Source organism: uncultured Gimesia sp., from assembly GCF_937919775.1.
Lineage (GTDB): Bacteria > Planctomycetota > Planctomycetia > Planctomycetales > Planctomycetaceae > Gimesia.
Window position 1 is genome coordinate 1 of the sequence record NZ_CALFPF010000536.1, and the last position, 1,974, is coordinate 1,974.

Annotated in this window: 1 protein-coding gene; it reads right to left on the reverse strand. The window is 43.6% G+C overall.

From position 1 onward, the window contains the following. Positions 1–157: 157 nt before the first annotated feature. The coding region (locus Q0294_RS15385) for an ADP-ribosylglycohydrolase family protein (protein WP_299467208.1) at positions 158–1,974 on the reverse strand (1,817 nt) is incomplete at its 5' end.

Here is a 1,974-nt window from a genome sequence, read left to right on the forward strand (position 1 = left end):
AGTTTTGTAATTTCAAAAAAGCGGTCAGCAAATTCTTTGAAGATAAAGTATGGATGAGTGAAAAATTTGAAAAGACCCTGACAGATAATTTCCAAATTATTAAACCCGTTTTTTCGGGTTCCTATCCGTAATGAGTATATTTGTAAATCTCCCATTCCTATTCATCCAGCAATCTGCAACAGAACCCCCAGTTAAGTCTTTCATTCTGAATCTTCAGCACAAGCTGATTCTTTCCCTTCCTGAAATTTACCTGTACACGATCATCGTCTTCAACCACCTCTCGTACTAACCAGTTTTCGTGTACAAGTTCACCGTTGAGCCATACTTTTACCCCATCATCAGAACCGATGCCCAGTTTATATGTTATATCTTCAGGCATATCTATCTGTGCCCAGAGATAAACAATCTGATAATTTTTTTCGTCCTTAACCAACTCTACCAAATCTATAAAATTGCTTTCGCTCTCTAAAACGGCCCACTCATAATCACTGTTGCCAATTGTTTTCTTTTTCGCAAAGTTTAAAACATCGATAGAATCCGCAGCAAATGCGAACTTCTGCTGTTTTAAGCTATAGTGATTAGATCCTTTATAATGGCGGGCCAGGTTTACTTCTTTATCAAATTCGTTAACTGGATATGGCAAAGGCCCCAGGAAAAGCCATTTACGCATGAACTCGCCCGGTTTAAGATCGTTATATGTCGCATCACCCAGGCCCATTTTACTTTCTGATAATTTAACTCTGAGCTGCATCTTATCCATTTCTTCAGGTGTGTATCTGGAATTAGCGATCGGGCCCGGCTCCCAGGATTGCTCCAGTTTCGAACGTTTTATTTTAATGTTGGGTATTGAAAATACTTCCTTGCCAAAAGCATCTTTTTCTATTCGGCCTCCGGCTTTTACGACTGCCTGGCGAGTGAGTTTTTCGCAAACCTCGACCAATGAGTCAAAATTGTAAGGGGTATGACTAAACTTACCTTTGGGATCCAGATCAGATTTGAAACGCTCGGGAATATTCGAGTAGCCAATCGACGTAAATAGAATACCGGCAGCACTCGATGGGTTGCAGTCAGAATCCTGCCCGCTGCGGGTCGAAAGAATGATCGTCTTATCGATGTCACCTTCGCCATATAACAAACCTACTACGATATAAGCGGCGTTGATCTTTGCATCAATATTAAAGTCACCCTTGTCGCAGGAACCCTTTCTGTAATCCGGATTGAGATGGTATTTTTCATTGATAAGCTCCCATGTCTTCTGCCAGTCGTTTGGGTTTTGCCGGTGCCATTCGATTACGTTACTGATACATTCGTGAAACTGGCTGCCCTTTGGAACGCAGGCCAGACCTGCTTCAACGATTTTATGGACATCTTTTTCAAAGAAGGCTTCTGCGTACATACCGCCAACGAACTGTCCACCGTAAAGACCGTCACCGTAATTCATTAGCCGTCCGAAGACTTCACCGAGTCTTATGACTTCGTTCGGCAGTCCCGGACAGATAAGGCCCGAGAAGTCCGCCTCGATCTGGTAGTCGATATCGTCAGTGTGGCTGTTAAATTCGGGATGGCCCGAATCTGGTGGACCGATCCCTTTTCGCAGATTGTAGCGGCCTGCAAGGTTCGCGTGCGCCAGGAAATATTGACTGCTGGCAAAATCGATTCCTGCCTGTCGAATACTGGCGTCGAATCCATACTCTTCGAGCGTGCGAAGAAACGTCATCTCAACATAGATATCATCCTGTTCGAACTGGTTGACCATTTCGGGGTCCCATTTAGGCATTTTGTCGGCGGGAATGATCTCACCTTTCCAAAGAAACTCAGTCGGAGCACCCCAGCCCACCCCTGCCATTTGTCCTAACCAACCGGCTTTCATTTTATTTCGGTATTCTTCTGTTGAAAGAACTCTTTCATTTTTTGAACAACTCCATGTCAATTGCAGCAACACTATTGCCAAAATTAGTTTCGTTATGTTTTTCA